16 protein-coding genes are annotated in these 15734 nt (G+C 61.9%); 7 read left to right on the forward strand and 9 right to left on the reverse strand.

The genetic code is table 11. From position 1 onward, the window contains the following. The first annotated feature begins 231 nt into the window (after nucleotides 1-231). On the forward strand, nucleotides 232-1317 hold the full coding sequence (gene glnL / locus G7016_RS00855; RefSeq protein WP_181110943.1) for a nitrogen regulation protein NR(II): 1086 nt from the start codon (nucleotides 232-234) through the stop codon (nucleotides 1315-1317). Then, the gene (gene ntrC / locus G7016_RS00860) at nucleotides 1314-2750 is read left to right on the forward strand and encodes a nitrogen regulation protein NR(I) (RefSeq protein ID WP_181110944.1); all 1437 of its coding nucleotides are present in this window, start codon (nucleotides 1314-1316) and stop codon (nucleotides 2748-2750) included. Before glnL ends, ntrC begins: the two co-directional genes overlap by 4 nt. A 451-nt stretch (nucleotides 2751-3201) precedes the next feature. On the opposite strand, the gene G7016_RS00865 is transcribed toward ntrC, so the two are convergent. Continuing rightward, entirely contained in the window at nucleotides 3202-3648 is a 447-nt protein-coding gene (locus G7016_RS00865) for a hypothetical protein (RefSeq protein WP_181110945.1), read from the reverse strand. Between G7016_RS00865 and G7016_RS00870 the strand changes: the two genes are divergently transcribed. Beyond that, entirely contained in the window at nucleotides 3647-4108 is a 462-nt protein-coding gene (locus tag G7016_RS00870; protein ID WP_181110946.1) for a tRNA (cytidine(34)-2'-O)-methyltransferase, read from the forward strand. The genes G7016_RS00865 and G7016_RS00870 overlap by 2 nt on opposite strands. A 133-nt stretch (nucleotides 4109-4241) precedes the next feature. Here the strand turns inward: G7016_RS00870 and secB are convergent, their stop codons facing one another. The 3 genes from secB to G7016_RS00885 are packed head-to-tail and all read right to left on the reverse strand — an operon-like array spanning nucleotide 4242 to nucleotide 5430. Beyond that, nucleotides 4242-4727 (reverse strand): protein-export chaperone SecB, encoded by a 486-nt coding sequence (secB, locus tag G7016_RS00875; RefSeq protein ID WP_181110947.1) that lies wholly within the window; start codon nucleotides 4725-4727, stop codon nucleotides 4242-4244. 36 nt (nucleotides 4728-4763) lie between these two features. Then, complete coding sequence (gene grxC, locus G7016_RS00880) at nucleotides 4764-5015, reverse strand: glutaredoxin 3 (RefSeq protein WP_181110948.1); 252 nt, start codon at nucleotides 5013-5015, stop codon at nucleotides 4764-4766. A 1-nt stretch (nucleotide 5016) separates the two neighbouring features. After that, nucleotides 5017-5430: a rhodanese-like domain-containing protein gene (locus tag G7016_RS00885; RefSeq protein ID WP_181110949.1), complete on the reverse strand. Its 414-nt coding sequence runs from the start codon at nucleotides 5428-5430 to the stop codon at nucleotides 5017-5019. A 192-nt stretch (nucleotides 5431-5622) separates the two neighbouring features. Between G7016_RS00885 and gpmI the strand changes: the two genes are divergently transcribed. The 4 genes from gpmI to G7016_RS00905 all read left to right on the forward strand — a co-directional run bounded on the left by gpmI (nucleotide 5623) and on the right by G7016_RS00905 (nucleotide 10626). After that, nucleotides 5623-7158, forward strand: coding sequence for a 2,3-bisphosphoglycerate-independent phosphoglycerate mutase (gene gpmI / locus G7016_RS00890; RefSeq protein ID WP_181110950.1), 1536 nt, complete (start codon nucleotides 5623-5625; stop codon nucleotides 7156-7158). 94 nt (nucleotides 7159-7252) lie between these two features. After that, nucleotides 7253-8521: a murein hydrolase activator EnvC family protein gene (locus G7016_RS00895; protein WP_181110951.1), complete on the forward strand. Its 1269-nt coding sequence runs from the start codon at nucleotides 7253-7255 to the stop codon at nucleotides 8519-8521. Between the two features lie 37 nt (nucleotides 8522-8558). Beyond that, on the forward strand, nucleotides 8559-9881 hold the full coding sequence (locus G7016_RS00900) for a S41 family peptidase (protein ID WP_181110952.1): 1323 nt from the start codon (nucleotides 8559-8561) through the stop codon (nucleotides 9879-9881). A gap of 4 nt (nucleotides 9882-9885) precedes the next feature. Continuing rightward, on the forward strand, nucleotides 9886-10626 hold the full coding sequence (locus G7016_RS00905) for a divergent polysaccharide deacetylase family protein (RefSeq protein ID WP_181110953.1): 741 nt from the start codon (nucleotides 9886-9888) through the stop codon (nucleotides 10624-10626). A gap of 28 nt (nucleotides 10627-10654) precedes the next feature. Here the strand turns inward: G7016_RS00905 and hisF are convergent, their stop codons facing one another. The 5 genes from hisF to G7016_RS00930 all read right to left on the reverse strand — a co-directional run bounded on the left by hisF (nucleotide 10655) and on the right by G7016_RS00930 (nucleotide 15429). Next, nucleotides 10655-11425, reverse strand: coding sequence for an imidazole glycerol phosphate synthase subunit HisF (hisF, locus tag G7016_RS00910; RefSeq protein ID WP_181110954.1), 771 nt, complete (start codon nucleotides 11423-11425; stop codon nucleotides 10655-10657). A gap of 105 nt (nucleotides 11426-11530) precedes the next feature. Further along, on the reverse strand, nucleotides 11531-12277 hold the full coding sequence (gene hisA / locus G7016_RS00915) for a 1-(5-phosphoribosyl)-5-[(5-phosphoribosylamino)methylideneamino]imidazole-4-carboxamide isomerase (RefSeq protein WP_181110955.1): 747 nt from the start codon (nucleotides 12275-12277) through the stop codon (nucleotides 11531-11533). A 114-nt stretch (nucleotides 12278-12391) separates the two neighbouring features. Then, nucleotides 12392-13030, reverse strand: coding sequence for an imidazole glycerol phosphate synthase subunit HisH (hisH, locus tag G7016_RS00920; protein WP_181110956.1), 639 nt, complete (start codon nucleotides 13028-13030; stop codon nucleotides 12392-12394). Beyond that, nucleotides 13030-13623 carry an imidazoleglycerol-phosphate dehydratase HisB gene (gene hisB / locus G7016_RS00925; RefSeq protein ID WP_181110957.1) on the reverse strand — a complete coding sequence of 198 codons (594 nt, stop codon included), beginning with the start codon at nucleotides 13621-13623 and terminating at the stop codon, nucleotides 13030-13032. The genes hisH and hisB overlap by 1 nt, the downstream gene beginning before the upstream one ends. A gap of 147 nt (nucleotides 13624-13770) precedes the next feature. Next, nucleotides 13771-15429 (reverse strand): OFA family MFS transporter, encoded by a 1659-nt coding sequence (locus G7016_RS00930; protein WP_181110958.1) that lies wholly within the window; start codon nucleotides 15427-15429, stop codon nucleotides 13771-13773. Nucleotides 15430-15734 lie beyond the last annotated feature (305 nt).

Raw genomic sequence — 15734 nt, forward strand, 5'->3', positions numbered from 1 at the left:
AGTGCATCCAATGCACGTTGCACGATGACGTGAGCCGAAATAGCGCAAAAGCCAGCTAGCCTTATCTGGATTCCCCTGGGAAACCCTGCCTGCCCGGGCATGTGCGCTTCTTTTCGGAGCTTGGTTTGGATTTTGCATTTTGCATGCATCAGTGGGGCGCAGGCACGGCCTGGCCCCGCACCGAGACCGCGCCCTTGGGTCGCGACGTGCCAAGAGAGGTCAAGGATACGCATGACCATCAGCGATGCGCTGCACCGACTGTTACTGGACAACCTCACCACCGCCACCATTCTTCTCAATGCTGAACTGCGGCTCGAATACATGAACCCGGCGGCGGAGATGTTGTTGGCTATCAGTGGCCAACGCAGCCATGGCCAGTTCATCAGCGAATTGTTTACAGAGTCTGCAGAAGCACTTAATTCGCTTCGCCAGGCCGTGGAGCAGGCTCATCCGTTTACCAAACGCGAAGCCATGCTTACCGCAATGACCGGCCAGACCCTCACGGTGGACTACGCCGTTACGCCGATACTGAGCATGGGCGAGACGTTGTTGCTGCTTGAGGTACACCCCCGGGACCGCCTGTTGCGGATTACCAAGGAAGAAGCGCAGCTCTCGAAACAGGAAACCACCAAGATGCTGGTGCGTGGCCTTGCACACGAGATCAAGAACCCCCTTGGCGGTATCCGCGGCGCGGCGCAGCTGCTGGCCCGCGAGCTTCCCGAGGACGGCTTGCGTGACTACACCAATGTGATCATCGAAGAGGCCGATCGGCTGCGTAACCTGGTGGACCGCATGTTGGGCTCCAACAAGTTGCCTTCCCTGGCGATGACCAATATTCACGAAGTGCTGGAGCGCGTATGCAGCCTGGTGGATGCCGAGAGCCAGGGTGGCATTTCCTTGCTGCGGGACTACGACCCGAGCATTCCCGATGTGCTGATCGACCGCGAGCAGATGATCCAGGCTGTGCTGAACATTGTGCGCAACGCCATGCAGGCCATCAGCGAGGAGAAGGAGCTGCGCCTTGGCCGCATAACCCTGCGTACCCGCACCATGCGCCAGTTCACCATTGGCCACACCCGTCACAGGCTGGTGGCCAAGATCGAGATCATCGACAACGGGCCGGGGATACCCCACGAACTGCAGGAAACGATCTTTTATCCAATGGTCAGCGGGCGCCCTGACGGCACCGGCCTTGGGCTGGCCATTACTCAGAACATCATCAGCCAGCATCAGGGGCTGATCGAATGTGACAGCCACCCTGGCCACACCACTTTTTCGATCTTCCTGCCGCTGGAACAAGGAGCTGCTTCGTCATGAGCCGTAGTGAAACTGTCTGGATCGTCGATGACGACCGTTCCATCCGCTGGGTTTTGGAGAAAGCGCTGCAACAGGAAGGCATGACGACCCAGAGCTTCGACAGTGCCGACGGCGTGATGAGCCGCCTCGCCCGCCAGCAGCCCGACGTGATCATTTCCGATATCCGCATGCCGGGTGCCAGCGGCCTGGACCTGCTCGCGCGCATTCGCGAGCAGCACCCTCGCCTGCCGGTAATCATCATGACCGCCCATTCCGACCTGGACAGCGCGGTGGCGTCTTATCAGGGCGGTGCGTTCGAATACCTGCCCAAGCCCTTCGACGTGGATGAAGCGGTATCGCTGGTGAAGCGTGCCAACCAGCATGCGCAAGAACAGCAAGGGATGGACACGCCGCCTGCGCTTACCCGCACGCCGGAGATCATCGGTGAAGCTCCGGCCATGCAGGAGGTGTTCCGGGCGATCGGGCGCTTGAGCCACTCCAATATCACCGTGCTGATCAACGGCGAGTCCGGGACCGGCAAGGAGTTGGTAGCCCATGCCCTGCATCGGCACAGCCCCCGCGCGGCAGCCCCCTTCATTGCCCTGAACATGGCGGCGATTCCGAAAGACCTGATGGAATCCGAGCTGTTTGGCCACGAAAAAGGTGCGTTCACCGGCGCTGCGAACCTGCGCCGAGGCCGATTCGAACAGGCCGACGGCGGCACGCTGTTCCTCGACGAAATTGGCGATATGCCTGCCGATACGCAAACCCGCTTGCTACGGGTGTTGGCCGATGGTGAGTTCTACCGCGTGGGCGGCCATACGCCGGTCAAGGTCGACGTGCGCATCATCGCAGCGACCCACCAGAACCTGGAAAACCTGGTGCATGCGGGCAAGTTCCGGGAAGACCTGTTCCACCGCTTGAACGTTATCCGCATTCACATCCCGCGCATGTCGGACCGCCGCGAGGATATCCCTACCCTTGCCCGGCACTTCCTCAGCCGTGCCGCGCAAGAGCTGGCGGTAGAGCCCAAGCTGCTCAAGCCGGAAACCGAGGAGTACCTGAAGAACCTGCCGTGGCCGGGCAACGTGCGCCAGCTGGAAAACACCTGCCGCTGGATCACGGTGATGGCTTCCGGGCGCGAGGTACACATTTCCGACCTGCCGCCTGAACTGCTCAGCCTGCCCCAGGACGCAGCGCCGGTGACCAACTGGGAGCAAGCCCTGCGGCAATGGGCAGACCAGGCCTTGGCGCGTGGGCAGTCGAACCTGCTGGACAGTGCAGTGCCAAGCTTCGAACGGATCATGATCGAAACGGCGCTCAAGCACACCGCCGGGCGACGTCGCGATGCCGCAGTACTGCTGGGTTGGGGCCGTAATACCCTCACCCGCAAGATCAAGGAACTGGGAATGAAAGTGGATGGCGGTGAAGAGGACGACAACGACGACGCCTGATGCCCGCTAGCCAAGAGCCCCGCTTCGGCGGGGCTTTTTTTGGGCCTAGTTTTGTGCACGGTGGTGCTGCCTGCACCGGACGAAGGCGCGGTTGCGGAGCGCTGCAAACCTGTTCACGAGGGCGGCCCATCCAGGCGCACTCGTACCGCCGACTAAAAACCCTAATTGTTTCAAATGGTTAAAGCTTAATCGGCCTCACGCCCCGCTGGGTTACACACTCTGGCACGCGCCCTGCAATAACACTGATATGAACGGTTTCGGGGATTTTGGTACAGGCAGGCCAAGGTTCCCCTCTTTACACCACGGGGCTTACGCATAGCGCGGCCCCGCCCCTTTCAGGGGCTTCGGTACAGGCAGGCCGAAGTTCCTTCTTTACACCTGAGCCAGGCCCTCGCGGCAGCGCTCACCCCTTTTGGGGACCTTGGTACAGGCAGGCCGGGGCTTCCCTCTTTTATTCGTCACGGAGGCTGATATGCAGCCTCCAGCGACCGGACACTTCCTCACCTTCCCATTGAGCCCGCAGTTGTCGGGCCGCGATGATATTGAGCAGCAGGCCCTTGTCGGTGTGGCGCAGCGTCCACTTCGCCTGGCGACCATCCAGTTCCAGCTGGCCTTGCAGCTGTGGCCCGCTGGCATCGAACAGGATAGCAACCGTGCCATCGACCAGTTCTCCATGCACCTGCGGGGCATGATCGAACCATACGTTCATTTCGCCCTCGGGCAACAACTCCACCTTGTCGAAGGCGGGACGCCCAGGGTCCATCAATTTGCCGATCATCAAGCCTACCAGCAGCCCGATCAGTGCCAGCGAGCACAGGAAGCGAGGCCACAGGGAGGATCGTGGCGGCAGCACTTCGGCGTTAGAATGCTGCCCGTCGTTCGTATCGGAGCCGCGCATGTTTCACGTCATCCTGTTTCAACCGGAAATACCACCCAATACGGGCAACGTTATCAGGCTTTGTGCCAACAGCGGCTGCCACCTTCACCTGATTGAACCCTTGGGTTTCGAGCTGGATGACAAACGCCTGCGCCGGGCGGGCCTGGATTACCACGAGTATGCGCCACTCAAGCGCTATCCGGACCTGCCCACCTGCCTTGAAAGCCTGGGCCACCCGCGCCTGTTCGCCTTCACCACCAAGGGCTCGCAGCCGTTTCACGACGTGCAGTTCGAGCCCGGAGACGCCTTCCTGTTCGGCCCCGAAAGCCGAGGCTTGCCGCCCGAGGTGCTCGACACCTTCCCCGCAGACCGCCGCCTGCGCCTGCCCATGCGCCCCAACAGCCGCAGCCTGAACCTTTCCAATACCGTGGCCATTGCCGTGTACGAGGCGTGGCGGCAGCATGGGTTCTCCGAGGGGTAACCACTGAGTTACGCGGTGCCTGCTTCGCTACAAGATCCAAGCCTGCACTTACAACAGTAGAAGTGGGCGAAGCCCGCGAACAAGATCGAAAAAAAACGCCCCGAAGGGCGTTTTTACGTAGCAAGCCGGGCGATCAGGCCTGAGGCGCTTCGCCGGCTTCCTGCATGCGCTGCAGCTCTTGCGCGTACAGGGCGTCGAAGTTGACCGGGGCCAGCATCAGCGCAGGGAACGAGCCGCGGGTGACCAGGCTGTCCAGGGTTTCCCGAGCGTACGGGAACAGGATGTTAGGGCAGAAGGCGCCGAGGGTGTGGCTCATGGCGCCTGCGTCCAGGCCCTTGATCATGAAGATACCGGCCTGTTGAACTTCGGCGATGAAGGCTACTTCTTCACCGTTTTTCACGGTTACCGAAAGGGTGAGCACAACTTCGTGGAAGTCGCCGTCCAGCTGCTTCTGACGGGTGTTCAGGTCCAGCGCAACGCTCGGTTCCCACTGCTGGCGGAAGATCGCCGGGCTTTTCGGGGCCTCGAAGGAGAGGTCGCGAACGTAAATGCGCTGCAGCGAGAATTGAGGGCCTTCAGCTTCTTCGTTGGCGGCGCCGTTGGTAGCTTGATCAGTCATGACAGATCCTTCTTGTAACGTTCGGTAGGGTTGTTTTCAGCGCAACAGCGGGTCCAGCTTGCCCGCTCGCTCCAAGGCGTACAGGTCATCGCAACCGCCCACGTGATAGTCGCCAATCCAGATTTGCGGCACGGACGTACGCCCGGCCTTTTTGGTCATCTCGGCACGCAGCTGAGGTTGGCCGTCCACGCGGATTTCTTCGAACGCCACGCCCTTCTTTGCAAGCAAGGCCTTGGCCCGAGAGCAGTACGGGCACCAATCGCTGGAATAAACGACTATCTGAGCCATATCACTTCACCAGTGGCAGGTTGTCGGCACGCCAGCTTGAAATGCCGCCCGACAGCTTCGCGGCGGTATGGCCGCTCTTCAGAAGATCCCGGCATACCGTGCCAGCGTGCTGGCCCATGGCGTCCACGATGATCAGGGTTTTGCCCTTGTGCTTGTCCAGCTCGGCGGCACGCGCTACGAGCTTGTCCTGGGGAATGTTCAGCGCATCGACGATATGGCCGGCGGCAAAATCCTTCTTGGCGCGGATGTCGATCACCACGCCCTTGTCGGCGTTTACCAGGGCGGTCAACTCGCGCGGGCTGAGGCTACGGCCGCCACGGCTGGTTTCAAGTACCAGCAGCAATGCGAGAAGAATCAGGAAAAGACCGACGAGCAGGTAGTGATTGGTGGCGAATTCCAGCAAGTGAGCGACCATCGACAGCTTCCAGAGCATGAAAAATGGCGGCCAGTATACACAGCGGCCGGGCACGGCCAAAGCCCACCGGGCGCCTGTTTCACGGAACCGGAGCGGGGCTTGGGGGTCTGTGGATCACGCTCTGGTACGCAAGCCGGGGTGAATTGCCCTAAGATAGCTTTCCTTATCCTCTGACAGCCGCGAGTGGGAACCATGACAGCCACGCCGAAACCTCTGGTCTTGATCATCCTGGACGGATTCGGGCATAGCGATACCCATGAATACAACGCCGTCTGGTCCGCTAAAAAGCCGAATCTCGACAAGTTGTTGCAAAACCATGCCCATGGCCTGATTTCCGGCTCTGGCATGGACGTGGGTTTGCCCGACGGCCAGATGGGCAACTCCGAAGTGGGCCACATGAACCTCGGCGCCGGCCGGGTGGTGTATCAGGATTTCACTCGCGTAACCAAGGCTATCCGCGATGGTGAGTTCTTCGAGAACCCCACCATTTGCGCGGCCGTCGACAAGGCGGTAGGCGCAGGCAAGGCCGTGCATGTAATGGGCCTGCTGTCCGACGGCGGCGTGCACAGCCATCAGGACCACATCGTGGCAATGGTTGAACTGGCCGCCCGCCGTGGCGCCGAGCGTATCTACCTGCACGCCTTCCTCGATGGCCGCGACACGCCACCCAAAAGCGCGCAAAGCTCGCTGCAGCTGATGGAAAGCACCTTCGCCCGCCTGGGCAAGGGCCGCTTCGCCAGCCTGATCGGCCGCTACTTCGCCATGGACCGCGACAACCGCTGGGACCGCGTAAGCGCTGCCTACAACCTGATCGTGGACGCCACTGCCGAATATCACGCCGCTACCGCCTCCGAAGGGCTGGACGCCGCGTATGCCCGCGGCGAGAGCGATGAGTTCGTGAAGGCCACCACCGTGGGCGAACCGGTGAAGGTCGAAGACGGCGACGCCGTGGTCTTCATGAACTTCCGCGCCGACCGTGCCCGCGAGCTGTCACGGGTATTCGTTGAAGACAACTTCGCCGACTTCGAACGCAAGCGCCAGCCCAAGCTGGCTGGCTATGTAGGCCTCACCCAATATTCGGCGAAGATCCCCGCGCCGGCGGCCTTCGGCGCCAGCAGCCTGAAGAACGTACTGGGCGAATACCTGGCCAACAACGGCAAAACCCAGCTGCGCATCGCCGAGACCGAGAAGTACGCCCACGTTACCTTCTTCTTCTCTGGTGGCCGCGAAGAGCCCTTCCCCGGTGAAGAGCGCATCCTGATCCCGTCGCCCAAGGTCGCCACCTACGACCTGCAGCCGGAAATGAGCGCGCCGGAAGTGACCGACAAGATCGTCGACGCCATCGAGAACCAGCGCTACGACGTGATCGTGGTGAACTACGCCAACGGCGACATGGTGGGCCACAGCGGCATCTTCGACGCAGCCGTGAAAGCGGTCGAGTGCCTGGATACCTGCGTGGGCCGCATCGCCGCCGCGCTGGAGAAAGTGGGCGGCGAAGCGCTGATCACCGCCGACCACGGTAACGTGGAGCAGATGGAAGACGAATCCACCGGCCAAGCGCACACCGCGCATACCACCGAGCCGGTGCCGTTCATCTACGTGGGCCAGCGCCCATTGAAAGTGCGCGAAGGCGGAGTGCTTGCCGATGTGGCGCCCACCATGCTGCAACTGCTGGGCATGGAAAAGCCCGAAGAAATGACGGGCCACTCCATTCTGGTCGACGCCTGATCATCAAGGACAGGGCGTGCATGGCGCGCCCTTTTGATTGCCGATGCCGCCGGGCATACTAGGCCCACTTTCTATTCCGGTAACGACCCACTCGATGCTTCGCGCCCTCGCCTTCCTCGCCCTCGCGGCCATGACGCTTCCGGTTTTCGCCGATGATCGCGCTCAAACCCAGCAGCAGATTGAAGCCACCCGGCAAGATATCAATGAGCTGAAGAAGGTACTCGGCCAGTTGCAGCAGGAAAGGGCCGACGTGCAGAAGGACCTGCGGGGTACCGAAACACAGATGGGCACGCTGCAAAAGCAGGTGGATGCCCTGCAGGAACAGCTGAAGAAGACCGAAACCGAGCTGCAGCGGCTCGAGACAGAGAAAAAAAAACTTCAAAGTTCGCGCACTGAACAACAAAAGTTGATCGGCATTCAGGCGCGGGCAGCGTACCAAAGCGGCCGGCAGGAATACCTCAAGCTGTTGCTCAACCAGCAGAACCCCGAGAAGTTTGCCCGTACCCTCACCTATTACGATTACCTGAGCAAGGCGCGGCTGGACCAGCTGAAGGCGTTCAACGAAACCCTGCGCCAGCTTGCGGACGTTGAAAAGAATATCCAGATGCAACAGGCGCAGTTGTTGGTGCAGCAGGGCACGCTGGATGAACAGCGCTCCCAGCTGGAGCAGGTGCGCAAGGAGCGTCAGGTGGCCCTGGCCAAACTGAACGACGATTACCAGGCCCGGGACCAGAAGCTGCAACGGCGGCAGCAGGACCAGGCCGACCTGCAAAAGGTACTGGCAACCATCGAGGAAACCCTGGCACGCCAGGCGCGTGAGGCCGAAGAGGCCCGGCGCAAGGCGTTGCTGGCACAGCAGGAAGAAGAACGCCGGCAACGCGAAGCGGCGGCCGCGAGCAACACGCCACCCCCGCCGCGAAAGGCGGCCCCGGAAGTGCGTGTAAGTACCGGCGAAACCTTCGGAGGCGCTTTCGGCTCAGCCCGGGGAAAACTTCCATGGCCGGTCGATGGTCGACTATTGGCGCGCTTCGGTGACACACGCGGGGATGAGCGCACGCGTTGGGACGGTGTAATGATCGGCGCAGCCGCCGGTACCGCCGTACGCGCGGTGCATGGGGGCCGGGTGGTATTCGCCGACTGGTTGCGCGGCGCGGGGCTTCTGGTCATTCTGGACCACGGAGACGGTTATCTCAGCCTGTATGGCCATAACCAGACGCTACTCAAAAGTGCGGGAGATGTAGTCAAGGCTGGTGAGGCGATTTCAACGGTCGGCACCAGCGGTGGGCAGGACACACCAGCATTGTATTTCGCCATTCGACAGCAGGGCCGGGCAACCGACCCCGCACAGTGGTGCCGCGGCTGACGCGGTACCGGTCAAACAGGATCAGGAGTTGTTCGACATGCTGCATTCCTCCCGCCTTTCCATGCTGGCCCTCGCTCTGATGATGGCCGCGCCCCTGGCGAACGCCGCTGATCCCACGCCGGCGCCCGCGGCGTCTCCGGTTACCGCGCCGGCCCCGGGCAAGGCGCCGCTGCCGCTGGACGAACTGCGCACCTTCGCCGAGGTGATGGACCGTATCAAGGCTGCGTATGTGGAGCCGGTGGACGACAAGACCCTGCTGGAAAACGCCATCAAGGGCATGTTGAGCAACCTGGACCCACACTCCGCCTACCTGGGCCCCGAGGATTTCGCCGAGCTGCAGGAAAGCACCAGCGGTGAGTTCGGCGGCCTGGGCATCGAAGTGGGCGTGGAAGACAACTTCATCAAGGTGGTGTCGCCCATCGACGATACCCCCGCCAGCCGCGCCGGCATCGAAGCGGGCGACCTGATCGTGAAGATCAACGGCCAACCCACTCGTGGCCAGACCATGACCGAAGCCGTGGACAAAATGCGTGGCAAGGTGGGTGAGAAAATCACGCTTACCCTGGTGCGTGACGGCGGCAACCCGTTCGACGTAACCCTTGCCCGCGCCATCATCCAGGTGAAGAGCGTGAAGGCCCAGCTGTTGGAAGACGGCTACGGTTACATCCGTATTACCCAGTTCCAGGTGAAGACAGGCGAAGAAGTAGGCAAGGCGCTCGCCAAGCTGCGCAAGGACAACGGCAAGAAGCTCAATGGCTTGATCCTCGACCTGCGCAACAACCCCGGTGGTGTGTTGCAAGCAGCGGTGGAAGTGGCAGACCACTTCCTTACCCACGGCCTGATCGTGTACACCAAAGGCCGCATCGCCAACTCCGAGCTGCGCTTTAATGCCGACCCTGCAGACGCCAGCGAAGGCGCGCCGCTGGTAGTGCTGATCAACGGCGGCAGCGCGTCAGCTTCCGAGATCGTGGCCGGCGCCTTGCAAGACCAGAAGCGCGGCGTGCTCATGGGCACCGACAGCTTCGGCAAGGGCTCGGTGCAAACCGTGCTGCCGCTGAACAACGACCGGGCATTGAAGCTGACCACTGCCCTGTACTTCACGCCCAACGGGCGCTCCATTCAAGCCCAGGGGATCATCCCCGACGTGGAAGTACGCCGGGCGAAGATCACCCGCGAACAGGATCAGGAAACCTTCAAGGAAGCCGACCTGCAGGGCCACCTGGGTAATGGCAATGGTGGTGCCGACCGGCCTACGGGCAGCAGCGCGGCGGACAAGAAGGCGCGCCCGCAGGATGACGACTTCCAGCTCAGCCAGGCGCTGAACCTGCTCAAGGGCCTGAAGGTTACCCGCGGCAACTGAAGCCATGCGAACGTGGTTGCTGGCCTGCCTGCTCACTTTTTTGGGGGCAGGCGTGGCCACGGCGAGTGAAGCGCCTGCCTACCTCAGCCTGATCATCGATGACCTTGGGCAGAATGTGGCCCGGGATGCCCGGGCCCTGGCGCTTCCCGGCCCGATAACCCTGGCTGTGATGCCCGATACCCCGCATGCCGCAACGTTCGCCCGCGAAGCTTACAAGGCAGGCAAAACGGTAATTGTGCATATGCCCATGGACCCGGCGGGCGGCCCGTTCGCCTGGCAACCCGGCATGCCGGATGATGAGCTGCGCGAGCGCCTGGTCGCGGCATTCAAGGCCGTACCCTTCGCCGCCGGCCTGAATAATCACGAAGGCAGCCGAATGACGGCGCAACCGGGCGCCATGGCGTTGCTGGCCAGCGAGCTGCAGCAACGGCGTTTGTTTCTGGTAGACAGCCGCACCAGCGCCGCGACCCAGGCAGCCGCACAGGCACAGGCCATTGGGCTGGCGAGCGTATCCCGGGATGTTTTTCTGGATGATGAGCGTACGCCGCAAGCCATCGCGGCGCAGCTGGACAAGGCGGTAGCGCTGGCCCGTAAGCAAGGCTCAGCGGTGGTGATCGGCCATCCCTACCCAGAAACGCTCACCCTGCTGGAGCAAGCGTTACCGGGCCTGAAGGCGCGGGGAGTAGAGTTGATCAGTATCCGCCAGATGATTGCCCATAGGGGCAACCAGCCACGTCACCTGTAGGTGCCCGCTTCCAACATGGCGTAAACGGTTAACGAACGCAGATACCCTGCGCTGCCATGAACGCCTTGGCCTCGGGCACGGTGTATTCGCCGAAGTGGAAAATACTCGCCGCCAGCACAGCGCTGGCGTGGCCCTGGGTGATGCCATCTGCCAGGTGCTGCAGGTTACCCACGCCACCACTGGCAATCACAGGGATTCCCAGCGCATCGCTGATCGCCCGGGTAACGCCCAGGTCGAAGCCGTTTTTCATGCCGTCCTGGTCCATGCTGGTGAGCAGAATTTCGCCCGCGCCCAGCCCTTCCATCTTCTGCGCCCACTCGACCGCATCGAGCCCGGTAGGCTTGCGGCCGCCATGGGTGAAGATCTCCCAGCGAGGCTCTTCGCCAGGCCCGGAAACCTTCTTGGCGTCGATGGCCACCACAATGCACTGTGACCCGAACCGCGCAGCGGCTTCGCCCACGAACTCCGGATTGAACACTGCGGCGGTGTTGATGGACACCTTGTCCGCCCCGGCATTGAGCAGGTTACGAATATCCTGCACCGTGCGAACGCCGCCGCCCACGGTCAGCGGGATAAACACCTGGCTCGCCATGCGCTCGACGGTGTGCAATGTGGTATCGCGGCCGTCTACGCTGGCGGTGATGTCCAGGAAAGTGATTTCGTCCGCGCCTTGCTCATCGTAGCGGCGAGCGATTTCCACCGGGTCCCCGGCATCGCGGATGTTCTCGAATTTCACGCCCTTGACCACGCGGCCGTTGTCCACGTCCAGGCAGGGGATGATGCGTTTTGCCAGGGCCATCAGGGCCTCCTTCTTCGGCAGCTTCACGCTTGGAGCTTCAAGCCTCAAGCTCCAAGCGGTAAGTAACAGCGGATCGCGTACTGCTTTTTTCTTGTAGCTTGCCGCTTACAGCTTGCCACTCACGAACTGGTCGCAGAAGGCTTGAGCTTCGGCCACATCCAGCGTGCCTTCGTAGATGGCGCGGCCGGTGATGGCGCCGATGATGCCAGGGGCATTTGCGTTCAGCAGGGCCTTGATGTCGCCCAGGTTATGGATGCCGCCCGAAGCGATTACCGGGATACGGGTGGCTTCGGCCAGCGCGGCGGTGAAGGGCACGTTGCAGCCCTGCATCATTCCGTCCTTGGCGATGTCGGTGTACACAATGGCCGACACGCCGTCGGCTTCGAAGCGCTTGGCCAGGTCGATCACCTGCACCGTGCTCACTTCAGCCCAACCGTCGGTAGCGACGAAACCGTCTTTTGCGTCCAGGCCCACGATCACTTTGCCCGGGAACGCCTTGCAGGCTTCAGCCACGAACTCGGGCTGCTTCACGGCCTTGGTGCCAATGATCACGTAGCTCACGCCGGCCTTCACGTAGTGCTCGATGGTTTCGAGCGAACGGATGCCGCCGCCGATCTGGATCGGCAGCTTGGGGTAGCGTTTGGCGATCGCGGTAACGACTTCGCCATTGACCGGCTGGCCTTCGAACGCGCCGTTGAGGTCTACCAGGTGCAGCCGGCGGCAGCCGCCGTCCACCCACTTGGCAGCCATGCTCACCGGATCGTCGGAGAACACGGTGGAGTCTTCCATACGGCCCTGGCGCAGGCGCACGCAAGCGCCGTCCTTCAGGTCAATAGCGGGGATGATCAACATTCTTCAATCCTTCGGATTAGCTTCAAGCTGTAAGCCATAAGCCGCAAGCCAAAGCAATCCGCGGTGCGCCCGCTTTAGCTTGTAGCTTGCCGCTTACAGCTTGTAACTGAGGGTCTACCAGCGCCCATCCCAGGCGGCGAAGTTCTGCAGCAACTGCAGGCCGTGGGTGTGGCTTTTTTCAGGGTGGAACTGCACGGCAAAGCGCGAGCCTTCAGCCAGGGCAGCGGCGAAATCCTTGCCGTAGTGGCCGCGGCCAACCACTTGCGAAGGCTTGCCAGCCTCGATGTAATAGCTGTGCACGAAGTAGAAACGCGCGCGGTCCGGGATGCTATGCCACAGCGGATGGTCCACCGGCATGCTGATTTCGTTCCAGCCCATGTGGGGCACCTTGAGGTGCTCGCCGTCTTCGTGCAGGTTTTTGCCGAAGAAACGCACCTGGCCAGGGAACACGCCGATGCAGTCCACGCCGTCGTTCTCTTCGCTGCGCTCCATCAGTGCCTGCATGCCGACGCAGATGCCGAGGAATGGCCGGTCCTTGCTCACTTCCTGTACCAGCGCGTCGAAGCCCAACCGGCGGATTTCAGCCATGCAATCGCGGATCGCACCAACGCCGGGGAACACTACCCGGTCCGCCTCGCGAATCACTGCCGCATCACTGGTTACCAGCACCTTGCCGGCGCCCACGTGCTCCAGGGCCTTGGCCACCGAGTGCAGGTTGCCCATGCCGTAGTCGATCACCGCTACCGTTTGCATCAGAGTACGCCCTTGGTGGAAGGCATTTGCCCAGCCATCCGATCGTCCACTTCCACGGCCATGCGCAGCGCGCGGCCGAACGCCTTGAACACGGTTTCGATCTGATGGTGAGTGTTCACGCCGCGCAGGTTATCGATGTGCAGGGTGACCTGGGCGTGGTTGACGAAGCCTTGGAAGAACTCCTGGAACAGGTCTACGTCGAACCGGCCGACCACCGCCCGGGTGTAGGGCACGTGCATCTGCAGGCCGGGGCGGCCGGAAAAGTCGATCACCACCCGCGACAGGGCTTCGTCCAGCGGGACGTAGGCATGGCCATAGCGGCGGATACCTTTTTTGTCACCTACCGCGCGCGCGAACGCCTGGCCAAGGGTAATGCCCACATCCTCGACGGTGTGATGGTCGTCGATAGCCAGGTCTCCCTTGCATTCGATGTCCAGGTCGATCAGCCCATGGCGGGCGATCTGGTCGAGCATATGCTCGAGAAAAGGCACACCGATATCGAACCGGGCCTTGCCGGTGCCATCCAGGTTGATCGAGGCTTTGATCTGGGTTTCCAGGGTGTTGCGCTCGACGAACGCCTTACGTTCGGCCATCACCAACTCCGCAAACAATCATTCAGCGAAAAAGGGGCACATTATAGGCGCAGATGGGCGGCAGCATGAAGCGATCAGCGACGAAGATACGAAAAACCCCGCCCGGCCAGTGCGGCGGGGCGGGGTTTGAGTGTTACCGAACCGCTATCAGAACAGCACGGCGGTTTTCTGGATGGTGATTGCCACGCCCCACGCCAGCGGAATACCAACCGCCAGCCAGGCTGCGACCACCAGCGGGCGGGTACCCGGAGCCGCGCGCCATTCGAGCACGGTGGAACCGTTGGCGCTCTTGTCGTGGCTGATCGCGCGTTCCACGGCCAGCTCTTCGGCGCTCATGAAGTACTTGTCGGCAACCGGGCGGATCAGCGCGTTGCAAATGAAGCCAAGCACCAGCAGGCCCGCCAGGATGTACAGGGTGATGTCGTACACCGCGGCGCGTTCCACGCCGATGCTCAGCTGGTATTCACGCAGGTAGTTCACCAGCACCGGGCCAAGCACGCCGGCAGCGGCCCAGGCAGTGAGCAGGCGACCGTGGATGGCGCCTACCATCTGAGTGCCGAACAGGTCCGCCAGGTAGGCCGGTACCGTGGCGAAGCCGCCGCCGTACATCGACAGGATGATGCAGAACGCCGTCACGAACAGCGCAACGTTACCCAGGTGACCGAGGTTCGGTACCAGCGCGTACAGCGCCACGCCCAGGGTAAAGAACACGAAGTAGGTGTACTTGCGGCCGATGTAGTCCGAGAACGACGCCCAGAAGAAGCGGCCACCGATGTTGAACAGGCTCAGCAAGCCCGTGAAGCCGGCCGCGATAGCCGCGATCTGCGCCAGCTGTGCCGGTGCGAGCTCACCGAAGGTTTGGTTGGTGCCCAGCAGCTTGCCCGCGAACACTTCCTGCAGCAGTGGCGAAGCCATGCCCAGAATGCCGATGCCTGCGGATACGTTCAGGCACAGCACCAGCCATACCAGTGCGAACTGAGGGGTTTTCCAGGCCACGCTCACATGAACGTGACGGTCGGTGATCATGGCGTTGCTGGCCTTCTTGGCCGGCGCCGCCCAACCTTCAGGCTTCCATCCGGTAGGGGGTACACGGTAGGTGAGCGCACCGCCGATCATGAACACGAAGTAGATCGCGGCCATTACCAGGAAGCTCTGCCACACGCCTACGCTGGCAGGCGTTGCGAAGTGAGACATCAGCGCAGTTGCCAGGGGCGCGCCTACCATGGCGCCGCCGCCGAAGCCCATGATTGCCATGCCGGTAGCCATGCCGCGCTTGTCCGGGAACCATTTGATCAAGGTGGAAACGGGCGAGATATAGCCAAGGCCAAGGCCAATGCCGCCGATCACGCCGGAGCCGATCCACATCAGCCAGATCTGGTGGGTGTAGACACCCAGCGCCGAGATCACCAGGCCACCGCACCAGCACACCGCGGATACCACGCCTGCCTTGCGTGGGCCGGCATGTTCCAGCCAGCCGCCCCAGGCCGCAGCCGAGCACCCCAGGAAGATGAAGAAGAGGGTGTAGATCCAGCCGAGCATGGAGATCGGCCAGTCGCAGTCAGAAGAAAACACCTGACTGATAAAGCCCATGTCCGCCGGGCAAGCGACGGCGGCAGTAACGCCTAGCGCCTTGGACAACGGCAGCCAGAACACGGAGAAGCCATACGCCATGCCGATGCACAAGTGAATGGCAAGGGCGGCGGGAGGTACCAGCCAACGGTTGAACCCGGGCTTCGCGATTATGCGTTCCTTGGCGAGAAAACCCGGCTGATCAGCCGCGCTCGCCGCATGAGTGCTTTGAGTCATTTACTACCCCTAGTTGTGATTGGCTCGCGGCCTTTGCGCCAGGCGACTGCCTGGCGCTAGAGCGGTGCCGCGATCTTCGTGCACGTGGCAACTGATCGTCTTATCGGCAGCACTCTCGAAAACGCGACAAACTGCCGCACAAAGCCTTCGAACCGCGAAGATTAACATTTGTTCAAGCCAATGGAAGCACACTGCTATCGCCTTTTTGGCGGCTTGTGGCGTAGCGCACAGTGCCTGCGCCGGTCGCCTTTGTGGGCTGGTAACCAAAACGCTACACAAGCGCAACGTTGACCCCGTACCGGGCA

Origin of the sequence: Pseudomonas japonica (genome assembly GCF_013522925.1) — a bacterium.
In the GTDB taxonomy this organism is placed as follows: domain Bacteria; phylum Pseudomonadota; class Gammaproteobacteria; order Pseudomonadales; family Pseudomonadaceae; genus Aquipseudomonas; species Aquipseudomonas japonica_A.